This is a genomic window from Streptomyces sp. NPDC050485 (assembly GCF_044458185.1).
Lineage (GTDB): Bacteria > Actinomycetota > Actinomycetes > Streptomycetales > Streptomycetaceae > Streptomyces.
This window is the reverse complement of sequence record NZ_JBITHR010000003.1, coordinates 456,423-472,230: the sequence shown is the minus strand read 5'-3', so window position 1 is coordinate 472,230 and position 15,808 is coordinate 456,423. Positions and strand designations below refer to the sequence as shown.

Annotated in this window: 15 protein-coding genes and 1 riboswitch; of the genes, 5 read left to right on the top strand and 10 right to left on the bottom strand. The window is 70.9% G+C overall.

From position 1 onward, the window contains the following. Positions 1-232 precede the first annotated feature (232 nt). Positions 233-2,359: an MMPL family transporter gene (locus ACIBK6_RS08750; RefSeq protein ID WP_399049990.1), complete on the top strand. Its 2,127-nt coding sequence runs from the start codon at positions 233-235 to the stop codon at positions 2,357-2,359. On the opposite strand, the gene ACIBK6_RS08745 is transcribed toward ACIBK6_RS08750, so the two are convergent. Then, a complete protein-coding gene (locus ACIBK6_RS08745) occupies positions 2,341-2,922 on the bottom strand; it encodes a winged helix-turn-helix domain-containing protein (RefSeq protein ID WP_399049989.1) in 582 nt (193 codons plus the stop codon). The two genes, ACIBK6_RS08750 and ACIBK6_RS08745, sit on opposite strands and share 19 nt — an antisense overlap. 374 nt (positions 2,923-3,296) lie before the next feature. Continuing rightward, entirely contained in the window at positions 3,297-4,328 is a 1,032-nt protein-coding gene (gene glnII, locus ACIBK6_RS08740) for a glutamine synthetase (RefSeq protein WP_399049987.1), read from the bottom strand. Positions 4,329-4,550: 222 nt separating this feature from the next. Between glnII and ACIBK6_RS08735 the strand changes: the two genes are divergently transcribed. Next, positions 4,551-5,456 carry a Gfo/Idh/MocA family protein gene (locus tag ACIBK6_RS08735; protein WP_399049985.1) on the top strand — a complete coding sequence of 302 codons (906 nt, stop codon included), beginning with the start codon at positions 4,551-4,553 and terminating at the stop codon, positions 5,454-5,456. A gap of 127 nt (positions 5,457-5,583) precedes the next feature. On the opposite strand, the gene ACIBK6_RS08730 is transcribed toward ACIBK6_RS08735, so the two are convergent. Further along, positions 5,584-5,943, bottom strand: a complete 360-nt coding sequence (locus ACIBK6_RS08730) for an arsenate reductase family protein (RefSeq protein ID WP_399049983.1) — start codon at positions 5,941-5,943, stop codon at positions 5,584-5,586. Positions 5,944-6,059: 116 nt separating this feature from the next. On the opposite strand from ACIBK6_RS08730, the gene ACIBK6_RS08725 reads away from it, so the two are divergent. Then, positions 6,060-6,341, top strand: a complete 282-nt coding sequence (locus ACIBK6_RS08725; RefSeq protein ID WP_399049982.1) for a hypothetical protein — start codon at positions 6,060-6,062, stop codon at positions 6,339-6,341. 151 nt (positions 6,342-6,492) lie between these two features. On the opposite strand, the gene ACIBK6_RS08720 is transcribed toward ACIBK6_RS08725, so the two are convergent. Beyond that, complete coding sequence (locus ACIBK6_RS08720) at positions 6,493-6,867, bottom strand: ArsR/SmtB family transcription factor (protein WP_399049980.1); 375 nt, start codon at positions 6,865-6,867, stop codon at positions 6,493-6,495. Positions 6,868-6,946: 79 nt separating this feature from the next. Further along, positions 6,947-7,150, top strand: a riboswitch (cobalamin riboswitch). A gap of 27 nt (positions 7,151-7,177) precedes the next feature. Here ACIBK6_RS08720 and ACIBK6_RS08715 point away from each other — a divergent pair. Then, a complete protein-coding gene (locus tag ACIBK6_RS08715) occupies positions 7,178-8,290 on the top strand; it encodes a HoxN/HupN/NixA family nickel/cobalt transporter (protein WP_399049978.1) in 1,113 nt (370 codons plus the stop codon). 61 nt (positions 8,291-8,351) lie between these two features. On the opposite strand, the gene ACIBK6_RS08710 is transcribed toward ACIBK6_RS08715, so the two are convergent. Beyond that, positions 8,352-10,247 (bottom strand): ABC transporter ATP-binding protein, encoded by a 1,896-nt coding sequence (locus tag ACIBK6_RS08710; RefSeq protein WP_399049977.1) that lies wholly within the window; start codon positions 10,245-10,247, stop codon positions 8,352-8,354. A gap of 157 nt (positions 10,248-10,404) precedes the next feature. Further along, on the bottom strand, positions 10,405-11,814 hold the full coding sequence (gene glnA / locus ACIBK6_RS08705; protein WP_399049975.1) for a type I glutamate--ammonia ligase: 1,410 nt from the start codon (positions 11,812-11,814) through the stop codon (positions 10,405-10,407). Between the two features lie 210 nt (positions 11,815-12,024). Here glnA and ACIBK6_RS08700 point away from each other — a divergent pair, with 210 nt between their 5' ends. Continuing rightward, entirely contained in the window at positions 12,025-12,492 is a 468-nt protein-coding gene (locus ACIBK6_RS08700; protein ID WP_399049973.1) for an RDD family protein, read from the top strand. 113 nt (positions 12,493-12,605) lie between these two features. Here ACIBK6_RS08700 and ACIBK6_RS08695 read toward each other — a convergent pair whose 3' ends face one another. The 4 genes from ACIBK6_RS08695 to lipB all read right to left on the bottom strand — a co-directional run bounded on the left by ACIBK6_RS08695 (position 12,606) and on the right by lipB (position 15,681). Continuing rightward, on the bottom strand, positions 12,606-13,313 hold the full coding sequence (locus ACIBK6_RS08695; protein WP_399049971.1) for a DUF4191 domain-containing protein: 708 nt from the start codon (positions 13,311-13,313) through the stop codon (positions 12,606-12,608). 19 nt (positions 13,314-13,332) lie between these two features. Further along, positions 13,333-13,545, bottom strand: a complete 213-nt coding sequence (locus ACIBK6_RS08690; RefSeq protein ID WP_399049969.1) for a hypothetical protein — start codon at positions 13,543-13,545, stop codon at positions 13,333-13,335. A gap of 270 nt (positions 13,546-13,815) precedes the next feature. After that, complete coding sequence (lipA, locus tag ACIBK6_RS08685; RefSeq protein ID WP_399049968.1) at positions 13,816-14,769, bottom strand: lipoyl synthase; 954 nt, start codon at positions 14,767-14,769, stop codon at positions 13,816-13,818. A gap of 114 nt (positions 14,770-14,883) precedes the next feature. Beyond that, positions 14,884-15,681, bottom strand: a complete 798-nt coding sequence (gene lipB / locus ACIBK6_RS08680) for a lipoyl(octanoyl) transferase LipB (RefSeq protein WP_399049967.1) — start codon at positions 15,679-15,681, stop codon at positions 14,884-14,886. Positions 15,682-15,808: the final 127 nt, after the last annotated feature.

Genomic DNA, 15,808 nt, shown 5'->3' with positions numbered 1-15,808 from the left:
TTCCCCGTCTCCCTCGTGCCGGTGGGGCCGGCCTCAAGTGTGGCCGAGGCGCCCGCCCGCGGTCACTGGGCTCCGCCCCCACCCCGGGGTGTACCTAGCGACACCCCTCTGACCTCGCATTTTGCCCCGTCGGCAGGGGGCTTCGACGGCTGGGGCGGCAGCCCGGCGCTCCCTAGCGTCGAACCCGACGAATCCACGGCCGGACATCCACGGCCGAACTCTGGGGGAACCCATGCGGAACAATCTGGCGGCACGGCTCGGTGTGTGGAGCGCACACCACCGCAAGACCGCGATCCTGGGCTGGCTGCTCCTCGTGGTGCTCGCCACCGTGATCGGCGGCTCGACGGGGCTGAGCGAGATGACGGAGTCCGAGCGGGGCGCGGGCGACTCCGCGCGGGCCCAGAAGATCCTCGACGACGCGGGCCTCGGCACCCCGGCCGGTGAACTGGTCATGGTCAGCGGCCACACCGCGGGCGGCTGGCGCCAGGCCGCCCAGGACCTGAGCGGCGCGCTCGCAAGGACCGGCCTGGTCCAGAACGTCCAGCCGCCGCTGGTCTCCGCCGCCGGCACCGACGCGCTGGTCCGCTTCGACGTCAAGGGCGACGCGAACACCGCGGGGGACCGCGCCCAGCCGGTCCTGGACGCCGTACGCGACACCGGGCGCGCGCATCACGATGTGAAGCTGTACGAGTTCGGACGGGCCAGCGCCGACCACGAGTTGAGCGGGCTGCTCACCGACGACTTCAAGAAGGCCGAGTTCACCGCGGTGCCGCTGGCGCTCGGCATCCTGCTCGTGGTGTTCGGCGCGGCCGTGGCGGCGCTGCTTCCGGTACTGCTCGCCTTCACGGCCTGCATGGCCGCGTTCGGGCTGCTGACCCTGGCCAGCCACCAACTGCACCTGTTCCAGACGACGTACTCGGTGATGTTCCTGATGGGGCTCGCGGTCGGGGTCGACTACTGCCTCTTCTACCTGCGGCGCGAGCGCGACGAGCGGGCCGCCGGGCACGACGCGGACACCGCGCTGCGGATCGCCGCCGCGACCAGCGGGCGGGCGGTGCTGGTCTCCGGGGTCACCGTGATGGTCGCCATGGCGGGCATGTTCTTCTCGGGCCTGATGCTCTTCGAGGGCTTCGCCGTCGCCACGATCATCGTGGTGTGCATCGCGATGCTCGGCTCGGTGACCGTGCTGCCCGCGCTGCTCGGCTGGCTCGGCGACCGCACCGACGCGGGCCGGATCCCGTTCCTCAACCGGCGCGGCAGGCGCGGGGTGCACGAGAGCGGCGCGCTGGCGGGCGCGGTGCTGCGGCCGGTCCTCGCGCGGCCCAAGCTGTTCGCGGGCGCGGCCCTGGCCGTGCTGCTGGTGCTCGCCGCCCCGGCCCTCGGTATGCGGACCCAGGAGCTGGGCCTGCAGCAGCAGTTCGGCTCGGACGCCCCGCTGTCGGTGGCGTACCGGAAGATCAGCCAGACCTTCCCCGAGGGGCCCGCGCCCGCCCGGGTCGTCGTCAGGGGCGATCTGTCGGCGGCCGCGACCAGGACCGCGCTCGACGAGCTGAAGCAGCGCACGCCCGGTGCCCGGGTAACCCTGCACCCGGCGCGGAACATCGCGGAGATCGAGATCCCGATGACGGACTCGAAGCAGGCGCTGAGCCAACTGCGCGAGCACACCGTCCCCGAGACGGTCGGCCGGGCTCCCGGGGTGCGGGCCTATGTCGGCGGTGAACTCGCCGGGTCCGTCGACTTCAACGACCAGCTGAAGAGCGGCATCGTGCCGGTGTTCCTCTTCATCGCCGCGGTGACCTTCCTGCTGATGCTGCTCTGCTTCCGCTCGTACGTCATCGCACTCACCTCGATCGTCCTCAACCTCCTTTCCGTGGGCGCCACTTACGGCGTGATGACGGCCGTCTTCCAGCACGGCTGGGGTGCGGGCCTCATCGGGTCGGAGCGGGTCGGGGCGATCGAGAGCTGGCTGCCGCTGTTCGTCCTGGTGGTGCTCTTCGGCCTGTCGATGGACTACCACGTGTTCGTGGTCTCGCGGATCCGGGAGGCGCACGAGCGCGGTCTGGACACCCGGGCCGCGATCGGCGAGGGCATCCGGCGCACCGCGGGCGCGGTGACCGGCGCCGCCGCCATCATGGTCGCGGTGTTCGCGGTCTTCGGCACCCTGTCCATGCAGGACATGCAGCAGATGGGCGTCGGCCTCGCGGTCGCGGTGCTGCTTGACGCGACCGTCGTACGGATGGTGCTGCTGCCCTCGGTGATGGCGCTGCTCGGCGACCGTAACTGGGGCGCCGGGCGCCGGAAGACGGGGCGCCGCGCGGCACCCCGCCCCCAACAGGCCGGTCAGGGCGCGTACTTGTAGCCCACCCGGCGCACGGTCTGAATGGCCCGGCGGTGCTCCGCGCCCAGCTTGCGGCGCAGCCGGGCCACATGGACGTCCACGGTGCGGCCGTCACCGACGTGCCCGTAGCCCCACACGGTGGTCACCAGCTGGTCGCGGGTGTGCACCCGGTGCGGATGCGCCACCAGATGGGCGAGCAGCTCGAACTCCAGGTAGGTGAGGTCGAGTTGGGCGCCGTCCACCTCGGCGGTCCGGCGCACCGGGTCGATCCGTACGGGAGCGTCCCTGCCCACCGGTCCGGCGGCGGCCGGCGGCTCGGGGGCCGCGGTGAGGAGCGGCTGCTGGTCGGCCGGGACGAGCACCAGGTAGCCGACCATCGGCGGCCGGCCCGGCAGCGCGGGCAGGGTGTGCTGCGGGGCGGGCAGCCAAGTGGCGCCCGGCGGCAGGAAGTCGATGACCTGAGGGGTGTCCGGCCGGGCCACCTCGTCGCGGTCCACGGCCCGCAGCCGGTGCCGGCCCGGAGGCGGCGGAGTGTGGGCGTCGGCGGTCGCGGCGGAGGTCGGGAAGGTACGGGTGTTCGCCATGAGGGGTCAGCTCTTTCGCGCGGAGAGTCGTCGGCAGGAGACGTACGTCGTGCGCGCTGGCCGAAGGCCTGGAGTGGATCGAGGCGTTAGAGGGCCGGCGCGTTCATCGCGCGGCAACACACCCGGTCGAAGTCGTGGTCCTGACGGGACGGCCAGAACGGCTCCAGGTCGCTGCGACCTGTCACGGGGTTCTGGATGCTGGACATGCCCCCATTCAACCAGACGATCTACCCGCTACAGCAGCCCCCTCCCACGGACTGATACGCGTCCTTGGCGCAGCGTGACCGGAATCCATCCCTCCAAATCTGCGCCCTCGCACGCCGAAGGGCGCCCACCGCAGCAGCGGTGGGCGCCCTTCACGGCGAGCGGACGGCTCAGACCTGACCGGCCTTCTCCAGGCCGGTGCAGCAGGTGTCGACGATCAGCCGGGTCACCACATACGGGTCGACGTTCGCGTTCGGGCGGCGGTCCTCGATGTAGCCCTTCTGGTCCACCTCGACCTGCCAGGGGATGCGGACCGAGGCGCCGCGGTCCGAGACGCCGTACTTGTACTGGTCCCACGGGGCCGTCTCGTGCAGACCGGTCAGGCGGTCGTCGATGCCGGCGCCGTAGTTCTTGACGTGGTCCAACGGCTTGGAGCCCTCGCCGAGCGCCTCGCACGCGGTGATGATCGCGTCGTAACCCTCGCGCATCGCCTTGGTGGAGAAGTTGGTGTGCGCGCCCGCGCCGTTCCAGTCGCCCTTGACCGGCTTGGGGTCCAGGGTCGCCGAGACGTTGAAGTCCTCGGCGGTGCGGTACAGCAGCCAGCGCGCGATCCACAGCTGGTCGGAGACCTCCAGGGGCCCGACCGGGCCGACCTGGAACTCCCACTGGCCGGGCATCACTTCGGCGTTGATGCCGGAGATGCTCAGCCCCGCGGCGAGGCAGTGGTCGAGGTGCTTCTCGACGATCTCGCGGCCGAAGATCTCGTCCGCGCCGACACCGCAGTAGTAGCCGCCCTGCGCGGCCGGGAAGCCGTTGACCGGGAAGCCGAGCGGGCGGGCGCCGTCGAAGAAGGTGTACTCCTGCTCGATGCCGAAGATCGGCTCCTGCGCCGCGAACTGCTCGGCCACCGGGCGCAGCAGCGCACGCGTGTTGGACTCGTGCGGGGTGCCGTCGATGTTCAGGACCTCGCACAGGACGAGGATGTTCTCGCCGCCGCGGATCGGGTCCGGGCAGGAGAACACCGGCTTCAGGACGCGGTCCGAGGCGTGGCCCTCGGCCTGGTTGGTGCTGGACCCGTCGAAGCCCCAGATGGGCAGCTCGGCGACGGCGGCGGGCGAACCGGCCATGATCTTCGTCTTGGAGCGGAGCTTGGCGGTCGGCTCGGTGCCGTCGATCCAGATGTACTCGGCCTTGAACGTCACGGAAGCCATCCTTTGCGGGGAGCTGCGGGTGCCTGCGCGCTGCCACGCTGCGGCGCTGTTCTATGGCCGCAGCCTCACATCCCGGGATTTCCCGTCCGTTGCCCGTTTGTGAACCCGGTGTTACCGAAGCGCCCCGTGTAGAGGCCCGCCCCCGCCCCCGCGACCGTCGCATGCCGCCCCGCGCCCGCCTGCCCGTGCGGGTCACCGGGCAGACTGGTGACCATGAACCAGACCGGCGGCAGGACCCGCATCGGCCTTCTCGGCACCGGCCCCTGGGCCGTCGCCACCCACGCCCCGGCGCTCGCCGCGCACCCCGGCGTCGACTTCGCGGGCGTGTGGGGCCGGCGGCCCGAAGCCGCGGCCGCGCTCGCGGCGGAGCACGGGGTGACGGTGTACGAGAACGCGGACGCGCTGTTCGCCGACTGCGACGCGGTCGCCTTCGCGCTGCCCCCGGACGTGCAGGCCCCGCTCGCGGTGCGGGCCGCCGCGGCCGGCTGCCATCTGCTGCTCGACAAACCGGTCGCCACGAGCGTCGAGGGTGCCCGCGCGGTGGCCGCCGCGGCCGAGCGCGCCCAGGTCGCCTCGGTCGTCTTCTTCACCCTGCGGTTCGCACGGGAGACCGCCGCCTGGGTGGCCCGACAGGCCGCCGTGGACGGCTGGTTCACCGGCCGCGCCCAGTGGTACGGCTCGCTGTTCATACCGGGCGCCGACCGCGGCCCGTACGCCGCCTCGCCCTGGCGCGGCGAGAAGGGGGCCCTGTGGGACGTCGGCCCGCACGCGCTGGCCGTGCTCACCGGGGTGCTCGGCGAGGTGACCGGGCTGACGGCGGCGGCGGGCCCGGGCGACACCGCCCATCTGATCCTGCGCCACGCCTCGGGCGCCTCCAGCACCGCGGACCTGAGCTTCACCGCGCCGCCGGCGGCGGCGGGCGTCGAGGTCGCGGTGCTGGGGGCGGCGGGGGCGGCGGTGATGCCCGGGTGGAGCGGCGCGCTCGACGCGTTCGGCGCGGCGGTCGACGCCCTGCTCGGCGCGGCCCGCACCGGGGTGCCGCACCCGTGCGACGCCCGGTACGGGGCCCGGGTGACCGAACTGCTGGCCCAGGCGGAGGAGCAGCTCGGCAGAGGGTGACGCCGGACTGGTCAACTGCCGTGCGGATGGGGCAGTTGACCGGAGGAGGCCGCCGAGTCCGACGCATAGCGACCAACTTCCGTATGTGTGACGGCAGTTGACCGGATTCCACGCGCGAGTCCGGCGCCTACCGCCTCAGGGCTTCCCGTACCGCGTCGTCGGTGCGGGCCACCACCGCGGAGCCGTCGTCCGCCGTGATGATCGGACGCTGGATCAGCTTCGGGTGCTCGGCGAGCGCCGCCACCCAGCGCTCGCGCGCGGCCTCGTCGCGCGGCCAGTCCTTCAGACCGAGCTCCTTGGCAACGGGCTCCTGGGTGCGCGTGATGTCCCACGGTTCGAGGCCTAGCCGGCCGAGCACGGCCCGGATCTCCTCCTTCGAGGGCACGTCTTCGAGATAGCGGCGCACCGTGTACTCGACGCCCTCCGCGTTCAGCAGGGTCACCGCGCTACGGCACTTCGAACAGGCCGGGTTGATCCAGATCTCCATGCCGCCAGGCTACCCGCGCAGGGCCCCAAAGCCCGTCTGGCCAGCGCCGATTGTCAGTGCCTGGCAGTAAAATCGAGGGAGTAAGTGAGGGTTCCCGACTGTCCAGGAGGATGCCCATGACCGCTGCCGTACTCGCGTCGCACGCCCCGAAACAGCTGTCCCTTCAGCCCCTTCGCAAGGTGCCGCTGCCCGCCGGGCGGCCGCGGATGTGGTACGAGACCCACAACCGGCGTCTGAAGGCCATGCGGCTTGCCATCGCCCTGCTCGACACGGGTGTGTACCGGCCGGAGCAGGCGCCCAACCGGAAGATACGCACCACCGCCGCGCTCATCGGAGTGCATCCGCCGTCGGACACGACCTGCCGGATGGTGCGTGCGCTGATCCGCGACGGCCGCTGACCCGACGAGCTGACCCGACGAAGGGGGTCGTGCCTTCGGGCGTCCGAAGGCACGACCCTGCTTCCTTTCAGCAGGGCGGCTGTCGTGTCCCCTTCGGCAGGGCGGCCGTCCTGCTTCCTTTCGGCGGGGCGCCGTTCTGGCGGGCCGCGCGCTAACTTCCCGCCGCTGCCGCCGGATCGGCCGCGTACTCGTCGAGGAGGCGCGCGGTCGCCTCGTCCACCACCCGGTAGCGCACCACGCGCCCCTCCTTCTCGCCGGCGACCGCTCCGGCGGCCCGCAGCAGCCGCAGGGCCTGTGAGACGGCCGGGTCGCGCATGCCGGTCGCCACCGCCAGATCGGAGACGGCGAGCGGCCCTGCCCGGTGCAGGGCGAGCAGCAGCGCGAGCCGGTTCGGGTCGGCGAGCAGCGAGAACCGCTCCGCCCAGGCCCGTACGCGACCGGGGTCGCCGATCGCCGCGATGGCGTCGCAGACGCGGTGGCCGTCGATGGTGCGGTGGCCGGCGCGCTCGGCGGGGACGAGATGCATGCCCGCATCTTCGCAGGGGCGGGCCGGAGTTCCGCGTGTGATCTTCGATACCTGCACGGTTGTGCAGCTGTGCAGGCAACTCTCGTGCGTCTAGGGTGGTCCGGCCGTGGTGTTCGGGAAGACCGGTGCGAAACCGGAGCGGCCCTCGCCACTGTGATCGGGTTCCCCCAGGGGAGCTTCCGTCCCCCAGAACGCCACTGGCCAGCATCCACCTGGCTGGGAAGGCCGGGACGGACGCATCCGCCCGTCAGCCAGGAGACCGGCCGCGGCATCTCACGAAGTGATCCACGAGGTGCTGGAGCGTGACCGCATGACCCTGCCCATCCGCACGTCCCCCGAGGCGAGCGCCGCCTCGCCGTCCTTCCACTGGCGCCGCGAGGACACCGTCCGCACCGCCATTCTGCTGGTTGTCATAGCCGCACTCCACGTCGTCGCCTTCGGCGTCCTGTTCCTGCTCGTGGCCCCCGGGCACTACGAGATCGGCACCAAGACCTTCGGCGTCGGCCTCGGCATCACCGCGTACACCCTCGGCATGCGGCACGCCTTCGACGCCGACCACATCGCGGCCATCGACAACACCACGCGCAAGCTGATGGCCGACGGCAAGCGGCCGGTCTCCGTCGGCTTCTGGTTCGCGCTCGGCCACTCCAGCGTGGTCGTCATCATGGCGGCCCTGGTGGCCGGCGGCGCCCAGCTCGCGGGCACCCTCATGAACGAGAACTCCCGCACCCACCAGGCACTCGGCGTCGTCGGCACCACCGTGTCCGGCTCGTTCCTCTACCTGATCGCCGCGCTCAACCTGGTGGCTCTGTTCGGCATCCTGAAGGTGTTCCGCGCGATGCGCGAGGGCGCGTACGACGAGCAGGAGCTCGAAGCCCACCTGGACTCGCGGGGGTTCATGAACCGCATCCTGGGACGCTTCACCAAGTCCATCTCCCGGCCCGGCCAGATGTTCCCACTGGGCTTCCTCTTCGGCCTCGGCTTCGACACCGCGACCGAGGTCACCCTGATGGTGATGGCCGGCACGGGCGCCGCCGCCGGACTGCCCTGGTACGCGATCGTCTGCCTGCCGCTGCTCTTCGCCGCCGGGATGAGCCTGTTCGACACGCTCGACGGCACGTTCATGAACTTCGCGTATCAGTGGGCGTTCTCGAACCCGGTCCGCAAGGTCTACTACAACCTCACCATCACCGGCCTGTCGATCGCCGTGGCGTTCTTCATCGGCACCATCGAACTGGTCGGCGTCCTGCGCGAGAAGCTCGGCCTCGACGACCCGGTCAGCGGCTGGATCGCGGCGCTGAACCTGGACAACGTGGGCTTCGTGATCGTCGGCCTGTTCGTGGTGGTGTGGGCGGCGGCACTGGCGTACTGGCGCCTTGCGAAGGTGGAGCAGAAGTGGGCGGGGCGGACGGCGGACGCCTGAGCGCGCCCCCTCGGCGCCGGTGTCTGGACCCCGCCCGGGCCCGCGGTTCGGACACCGGCCCTCACCCGTCCCCGCCGCTGCGCGGCCCCGGCACGCCGCGGTCGTTCTGGAGCCGCCACAACTCCCTGAACAGCCCGTCCGCCGCGACGAGTTCGGCGAACGCGCCCTCCTGGATGACCCGCCCCCGGTCGAGTACGACGATGCGGTCGGCCACCGCGACGTTCGCCAGGCGGTGGGTCACCAGGACCACCGCCCGGTCCCGGGCGATCCGCCGCAGCCCGGTGAAGATGCGGTGCTCGGCGCGGGCGTCCAGCGCGCTGGTCGGCTCGTCCATCACCAGCAGCCCGGCCGGCCGGTGGAAGGCCCGCGCGATCGCGATCCGCTGCCACTGCCCGCCGGACAGCTCCACACCTCCGAACCACTCCCGCGCGAGCAGCGTGTCGAGCCCGCTGCGCAGCCCGTCGACCACCTCGGCGGCGCCGGAGTGGGCGGCGGCCCGGCGTACCGCCTCGTCACCCCCGTGCGGCTGCCCCAGCGTGATGTTGTCGCGCGCGGACATCGGCCAGTGCGCGAAGTCCTGCGGCACGACGGCGGTCTGCCGCCACAGGGCGAGCGGATCGCACCGCTCGACCGGCACCCCGTCCCAGGTCACCGACCCTTCCGTGGGCAGATAGAGCCCGGTGAGCAGTTTGCTGAGGGTGGTCTTGCCGGACCCGTTCTCGCCGACGAGCGCCAGCACCTCGCCCTTGCGCACCTCCACGGTCACCTTCTCCAGGGCGGGCCGGTCGCCGCCCGGATAGCAGAACGTCAGCGAGTCGGCCCGTACGACGTCCGGCGCGGGCGGTGCCAGCGGGCCGCGCCGCATCCGGTGCCCGCCGGCCTCCTCGATGAACTCCGCCCAGTCGTCCAGGTAGAGCCCGGTCCGGAACAGCCGGGTGCCGTACCCGACCACACCGCGCAGCGAGGAGGCGACCGTGCGCAGCGCGAACACCGCGGTGCCTGCCGACGCCACCGACATCCGCCCCGACGCGAGCAGCCAGGCCAGCGCGCCCCACACCACCCCGGCCGCGACACCGCCCGCGAGCGCCCCGAGCACCGAGTAACGGGCGCCCTGGTGCACGGCCTTGTCGGTCGCGGCGTCCACCCGCTGCCCGATCGCCCGGTACCTGTCGAGCAGGAACTGGGCCATCGTGCAGGACCGCAACTGGTCGGCGGTGTCCTTGTCGATCACGAACCAGCGCAGCAGACTCAGCGTCCGCCGCTGCGCGCTCATCGCCCGCGACGCCTCGTAGTGCACCCGCGCGGCCTTGACCCCGGCGATCCCCTGCGGCAGCGCGGCCAGCAACAGCAGGGGGAGCAGCGCGGGATGCAGTACGGTCACGACCCCGGCCGCCGCGACGAGCGAGGCCACGCACGCCATCAGGTCCTGCGAGTCGGTGAGCAGCTGCTGCGCGACCTCCGCGCCCCGGTCTGCCGCCTCCCGCTTGTCGTTGAACCCCGGCTGGTCGTACGCCGACAACTCGGCCCGTACGGCGGCCGCCAGCATCTGCATCTCGGCCTCGCGGGAGATCCGCGGCGAGAGCCGGCCGGAGATGTTGACCACCACGATCCCGAGCAGCGCGCGCAGCCCGGCCGCCGCCGCGAGCACCGCGATCGACGGCAGCGCCTCGCGCACCCGCTCGGTGATGTCGCCGCTCGCGATCAACGCGGTGATCGTACGCGTCGTGGCGAGCAGCCCGAACGCCTCGAAGAACCCCGACAGAGCCTGACAGCAGAGCAGCAGCACAACGGCCCGCCGGTCCACCCGCCAGGCCAGCGCCAGCGCCCTGCGCACCAGCTGGGGCAGCCGCCTGGCCATGCCCCGGGTGGTCACGGGATGGCGCTCCAGCACCTCCAACGAGCCCGACCGGTACCGCAGTTCCTCATCGACCGGCCGCTCACCCACATCCTCCGCCATGCCGCCCCCCTCCGCTCGGAATCTGCCCACTTTCCCGCACAAAGCGCCCAACTGCCCCTGCTTGTACGGTGATCCACCCGATAGGGGGGAGCGGAAACGCGGCGAGCCCCGCCGCCCGGAGGGGCAGCGGGGCTCGGGCGCGGTGAACCCGTGCGGTCTAGATGTCGAAGTACAGCTCGAACTCGTGCGGGTGCGGGCGGAGCTGGATCGGGGCGATCTCCGCCGTGCGCTTGTAGTCGATCCAGGTCTCGATCAGGTCGGAGGTGAAGACACCGCCGGCCTGGAGGTACTCGTTGTCCGCCTCCAGGGCTTCGAGGACGGCCGGCAGCGAGGTCGGGACCTGCTGGACGTTGGCGTGCTCCTCGGGGGCCAGCTCGTAGAGGTCCTTGTCGATCGGCTCGGCCGGCTCGATCTTGTTCTTGATGCCGTCCAGGCCCGCGAGGAGGAGCGCGGAGAAGGCGAGGTACGGGTTGGACGACGGGTCCGGGGCGCGGAACTCGACGCGCTTGGCCTTCGGGTTGGAGCCCGTGATCGGGATGCGCATCGCGGCGGAGCGGTTGCGCTGCGAGTAGACCATGTTGACCGGCGCCTCGAAGCCCGGGACCAGACGGTGGTAGGAGTTCACCGTCGGGTTGGTGAAGGCGAGCAGCGAGGGGGCGTGCTTGAGGATGCCGCCGATGTAGTAGCGGGCGATGTCCGAGAGGCCCGCGTAGCCCTGCTCGTCGTAGAACAGCGGGTCGCCGCCGGCCCACAGGGACTGGTGGACGTGCATGCCCGAGCCGTTGTCGCCGAAGATCGGCTTCGGCATGAAGGTCGCGGTCTTGCCGTTGCGCCAGGCGACGTTCTTCACGATGTACTTGAAGAGCATCAGGTCGTCGGCCGCGGCGAGCAGCGTGTTGAACTTGTAGTTGATCTCGGCCTGGCCGGCCGTGCCGACCTCGTGGTGCTGGCGCTCGACCTGGAGGCCGGAGTTCTCCAGCTCCAGGGAGATCTCGGCCCGCAGGTCGGCGAAGTGGTCGACCGGCGGGGCCGGGAAGTAGCCGCCCTTGTAGCGGACCTTGTAGCCGCGGTTGTTCTCCTCCGCGCCGGTGTTCCAGGCGCCGGCCTCGGAGTCGATGTGGTAGAAGCCCTGGTTCGCGGAGGTCTCGAAACGTACCGAGTCGAAGACGTAGAACTCGGCCTCGGGGCCGAAGTACGCGGTGTCCGCGATGCCGGTGGAGGCGAGGTAGGCCTCGGCCTTCTTGGCGATGTTGCGCGGGTCGCGGCTGTACTGCTCGCCCGTGATCGGGTCGTGGATGAAGAAGTTGATGTTCACCGTCTTGTCCCGGCGGAACGGGTCGAGACGGGCCGTCGACAGGTCCGGGCGCAGCGCCATGTCGGACTCGTGGATCGCCTGGAAGCCGCGGATCGAGGAGCCGTCGAAGGCGAGCTCCTCGGTCGGGTCGAACGCCTTCGCGGGGATCGTGAAGTGCTGCATCACGCCCGGCAGGTCGCAGAACCGGACGTCGACGAACTTCACGTCGTTGTCCGCGATGAACTTCTTCGCGTCGTCGGCGTTCTGGAACATCCAACTCCTCCTACTCCCACCCGGGGAGGGGCGGGGTTGCAGCTCGATGGTGCGGCCAGTGCGGTGGCACACGCTGGACCCGACCATAGGCAGGCGGGATTTCTCAAGCGTGACCCGTTTGTTTCGCCCAAGTTAACCGGCCTGGTGGCGGCCGTGCCAAGACTGACCCGGGCCGAAGTGATCGAAAACGGGCGCAGTACCGTTGGAGCCGTGGACAACAGGCAAGCAATCGGATCGTGGCTCTCGGGGCCCCGCGCGGCCGCCGAGGAGATGGGCGTCGACTTCGGTTACCGGGGCGAGCGGCTCGGTCTGCCCAAGGACGGCCCCGGCTCGGTGGCCCCCCTCGGCCGGCGCTTCGGCGCCATCTTCATCGACTGGGGCCTGTGCGCCCTGATCGCATACCAGCTGATCGCCCACGGCAACACGCAGGCCGCCAACAACTGGGCCCTGATCGTGTTCCTCGCGCTGAGCGTGCTGACGGTGGGAACCGTCGGGTTCACCCCGGGCAAGCGGATCCTGGGGCTGCGGGTCGTCGCCGAGGAAGGCGGCCGGCTCGGCATCGTCCGGGTCGCGATCCGCAGCGTGCTGCTGTGCCTCGCGATCCCCGCGCTGATCTGGGACCGCGACGGCCGCGGCCTCCACGACCGCCTCGCCCGCGCGGTCCAGGTCAGGATCTGAGCCCAGGATCCACCGCAGGTCAGGATCTGAGCCCGGGATCCACCAGGGAACGTCAGAAGGCGGCCCGGACCATATCGGTCCGGGCCGCCTTCGTATGCGTACAAGCAGGAGGGTCAGCGCGTCTTTCCGCCGCGCGGCATCCGCATGCCCTTGGGCATCGGACCCTTCGGCAGCGGCATGTTGCTCATCAGGTCGCCCATGGCGTGCAGCCGGTCGTTGGCCGTGGTCACCTGCGGTCCCGACAGCACGCGGGGGAGCTTCAGGAGGGTGGTGCGCACCTTCTTCAGCGGCACCTGGCCCTCGCCGTCGCCGACGATCACGTCATGGACGGGGACGTCCACCACGATGCGGGCCATCTTCTTCTTCTCGGCGGCCAGCAGGGGCTTCACCCGGTTCGGGTTGCCCTCGGCCACCAGCACGACGCCGGCCCGGCCGACGGCGCGGTGGACGACGTCCTGGCTGCGGTTCATCGCCACGGCCGGGGTGGTGGTCCAGCCCCGTCCGATGTTCTGGAGCACCGCGGCCGCCGCACCCGGCTGGCCCTCCATCTGGCCGAAGGCGGCCCGCTCCGCACGCCGTCCGAAGACGATCGCCATCGCGAGCAGGGCCACCAAGAGGCCCAGAATGCCCAGGTAGATCGGGTGCCCGAGCAAGAAACCGATCGCGAGGAAGACACCGAAGGTGACGATTCCCACGCCCGCGATGACAAGTCCGATCTTGGAATCGGCCTTGCGGGTCATCTTGTAGGTCAGGGCGATCTGCTTCAGTCGCCCCGCATTCGCATCGTTCGCAGCGCTCTCTGCGGTTGCCTTCCTCGCCATACCAGGAAGTTTACGTGGCCTAGGAGCGGCGGGTGGCCACGGCCTCCAGTACGTGCTGCGCCTCGACCCGGTCCTTGGCCCGGCGCCGGTCCTCCAGGACCGCGGTCCAGGCGTTGCGGCGGGCGGTGCGCTGGCCGGACCCCATGATCAGCGACTCCATGGCGCGCAGCGCGCCGGTGACGGACGGAAGCGTGTTGGCTCGCACGGTCTGCGGTGTCGTTGCGACCTGCATCGTCGTGGTCCCCCCTTGGGACGGGAAGTCAGGAACGGGCGGTGGGTGTGGGGGCATGCGCGGTGCGTAAAGCCAGCGTCACTGATTGGTGTTACCAGGGCGTGTCCGAGTGGTCAAACGCCAATGAAACATTGATACGGAGCGGGAAAACGCTGACGCGGCCCGTACGCGCCCCCCGACCTGCGGGGGAGGTACGGGCCGCGTAGAATCGGCCGTTACTGATCAGTAGCTACTTGTGAGCGGGTTCACGCAGTGCCCGGACCCGGTGCCTCACGCGGTGGCGGCGCTCCGGGCCTCCATCGCCTGCTGGTACAGCCGGCCCGCGCGGTAGGAGGAGCGGACCAGCGGCCCGGACATCACACCGGAGAAGCCGATCTCGTCGGCCTCCTCCTTCAGCTCCACGAACTCCTGCGGCTTCACCCAGCGCTCGACGGGGTGGTGGCGCACGGAGGGGCGCAGGTACTGGGTGATCGTGATGAGCTCGCAGCCCGCGTCGTGCAGGTGCTGGAGCGCCTCGCTGATCTCCTCGCGGGTCTCGCCCATGCCGAGGATCAGATTCGACTTGGTGATCAGGCCGTAGTCGCGGGCCTTGGTGATCACGTCGAGGGAGCGCTCGTAACGGAAGCCGGGGCGGATCCGCTTGAAGATCCGCGGCACGGTCTCGACGTTGTGCGCGAACACCTCGGGGCGGGACGAGAAGACCTCTTCCAACTGCTCGGGCACCGCGTTGAAGTCGGGGGCCAGGAGCTCGACCTTGGTGCGGCCCTCGGCCCGCTGCGAGGTCTGCGCGTGGATCTGGCGCACGGTCTCCGCATACAGCCAGGCGCCGCCGTCCGCCAGGTCGTCGCGGGCGACGCCGGTGATGGTCGCGTAGTTCAGATCCATCGTGACGACCGACTCGCCGACGCGGCGGGGCTCGTCACGGTCCAGCGCCTCGGGCTTGCCCGTGTCGATCTGGCAGAAGTCGCAGCGCCGGGTGCACTGGTCGCCGCCGATGAGGAAGGTCGCCTCGCGGTCCTCCCAGCACTCGAAGATGTTGGGACAGCCCGCCTCCTGGCAGACCGTGTGCAGCCCCTCGCTCTTCACGAGCTTCTGCAGCTGGTTGTACTCGGGACCCATCTTCGCCCGGGTCTTGATCCACTCGGGCTTGCGCTCGATGGGGGTCTGGCTGTTCCGGACCTCCAGGCGCAGCATCTTGCGTCCGTCGGGTGCGACTGCGGACACGTCCGGCTCCCTATGACTTCGATTCTTCGGCGAACACCAGGGTACGCCCGTTAATTACTGGGGTGAGGTGCGGCTCCCGCCAGGGGCAACCCGGGGCGGCCGCAGGGCATTCCCTCAGGCCGAGGCCCGCTCGATCTCGCGCGGGGCGAGCTCGGCGTGCTCCAGGACGTCGCGCAGGTGCTTCTCGGCCACCGGCAGCACCTCGGCGATGGTCACCTCGCGGCCCAGCTCGTACGAGAGCGACGTCACACCCGCGTCGCGGATCCCGCACGGCACGATCCGGTCGAACCAGGTGTTGTCCGGGTTCACGTTGAACGAGAAGCCGTGCATCGTGACGCCCTTGGCGACCCGGATGCCGATCGCCGCCAGCTTGCGGTCCTCGCGGCGCTGGCCGGCGTTGGAGGGCGCGTACTGGGGGCCGTTGAGGCGGGCGTCGAACTCCTCGTCGTTCAGCCGCGGGTCGAAGTCGAGGGACAGGCCGCCGAGCTTCGGGCGCTGCTCCACCGGGTCGCCGAGCACCCACACGCCGCTGCGGCCCTCGACCCGGGTGGTCGCCAGACCGAAGTCGGCGGCGGTACGGATCAGGGCCTCCTCAAGACGGCGTACGTGCGCGACCACGTCCACCGGGCGGGGCAGCTTCTGGATCGGGTAGCCGACGAGCTGGCCCGGGCCGTGCCAGGTGATCTTGCCGCCGCGGTCGACGTCGATGACCGGGGTGCCGTCCAGGGGGCGCTCGCTGTCCTCGGTGCGCCGGCCCGCGGTGTAGACCGGGGGGTGCTCGACCAGCAGGCAGGTGTCCGGAAGCTCGTCCGCGAACCGGGCCGCGTGCACCCGGCGCTGCTCGTCCCAGGCTTCCTGATAGTCGACCGCGTCCTCGCCGAATCCCAGCCGGACAAATCGCAGCTCGTTCACGCCAGCTCCCCTGTCGAACTTCTCGGATGCAATCGGTGCAGCGCCCTCCCTCACTGTACGACCCTGTTCGACAGCCCCGGCACGCCCCCGGAGCCCGGCAGAAACGGCACGTCACCACACGATCGGA

Bases quoted from the DNA above. Each gene is read 5' to 3' on its own strand.
- ACIBK6_RS08745 (WP_399049989.1), bottom strand. From the start codon at position 2,922: ATGGCGAACACCCGTACCTTCCCGACCTCCGCCGCGACCGCCGACGCC.
- ACIBK6_RS08750 (WP_399049990.1), top strand. From the start codon at position 233: ATGCGGAACAATCTGGCGGCACGGCTCGGTGTGTGGAGCGCACACCAC.
- ACIBK6_RS08730 (WP_399049983.1), bottom strand. From the start codon at position 5,943: ATGGAGATCTGGATCAACCCGGCCTGTTCGAAGTGCCGTAGCGCGGTG.
- ACIBK6_RS08715 (WP_399049978.1), top strand. From the start codon at position 7,178: ATGACCCTGCCCATCCGCACGTCCCCCGAGGCGAGCGCCGCCTCGCCG.
- ACIBK6_RS08695 (WP_399049971.1), bottom strand. From the start codon at position 13,313: ATGGCGAGGAAGGCAACCGCAGAGAGCGCTGCGAACGATGCGAATGCG.
- glnA (WP_399049975.1), bottom strand. From the start codon at position 11,814: ATGTTCCAGAACGCCGACGACGCGAAGAAGTTCATCGCGGACAACGAC.
- ACIBK6_RS08710 (WP_399049977.1), bottom strand. From the start codon at position 10,247: ATGGCGGAGGATGTGGGTGAGCGGCCGGTCGATGAGGAACTGCGGTAC.
- ACIBK6_RS08690 (WP_399049969.1), bottom strand. From the start codon at position 13,545: ATGCAGGTCGCAACGACACCGCAGACCGTGCGAGCCAACACGCTTCCG.
- ACIBK6_RS08725 (WP_399049982.1), top strand. From the start codon at position 6,060: ATGACCGCTGCCGTACTCGCGTCGCACGCCCCGAAACAGCTGTCCCTT.
- ACIBK6_RS08735 (WP_399049985.1), top strand. From the start codon at position 4,551: ATGAACCAGACCGGCGGCAGGACCCGCATCGGCCTTCTCGGCACCGGC.
- ACIBK6_RS08720 (WP_399049980.1), bottom strand. From the start codon at position 6,867: ATGCATCTCGTCCCCGCCGAGCGCGCCGGCCACCGCACCATCGACGGC.